Source organism: Clostridium sp. AF32-12BH (genome assembly GCF_003477935.1).
Taxonomy (GTDB): Bacteria; Bacillota; Clostridia; order Lachnospirales; family Lachnospiraceae; genus Brotaphodocola.
The window spans coordinates 1-350 of sequence record NZ_QUEH01000055.1 but is presented as its reverse complement, the minus strand read 5'-3'; the positions used below and the strand labels follow the sequence as shown (position 1 = coordinate 350).

General features: G+C 49.1%; 1 protein-coding gene. It reads right to left on the bottom strand.

Going from position 1 to position 350, the window contains the following annotated elements; all coding sequences use genetic code 11:
* Positions 1-350 (bottom strand): ATP-binding protein (locus DWZ40_RS20245; RefSeq protein WP_243035403.1); only part of this gene is annotated, 350 nt, incomplete at both ends.

The following is a 350-nucleotide window of genomic DNA, read 5'->3' as shown; positions in this document are numbered from 1 at the left end:
ATTGCCAGTGATTCGGAATCCTTTGGGTTCTCCATAATCACATACGGGTCAAGTAAGCCCCTGTTCTGTTCCTCCGAAGTCAGGTTTACGATATTGATTTCATGGGCGATTTCCGGCAGGGTTTCTTTCCAGCGTCCCCGTTCCGCTTTCGGGTCAACAATGAGAGCCTGTGCCCCAAACAATACGGAATAATAGATAATCATGTTGTTGCTGAATGATTTTCCACCGCCGAGGGAGCCGACAAAAGCGGCAGCAAGGGCGTTGGTGACGGAGCCTTTTACCCCTTGACTGGCAAGGGCAGGCTTTAAGTACACGTTTCTTCCTGTATCAAGGCTGTACCCGATATAAAT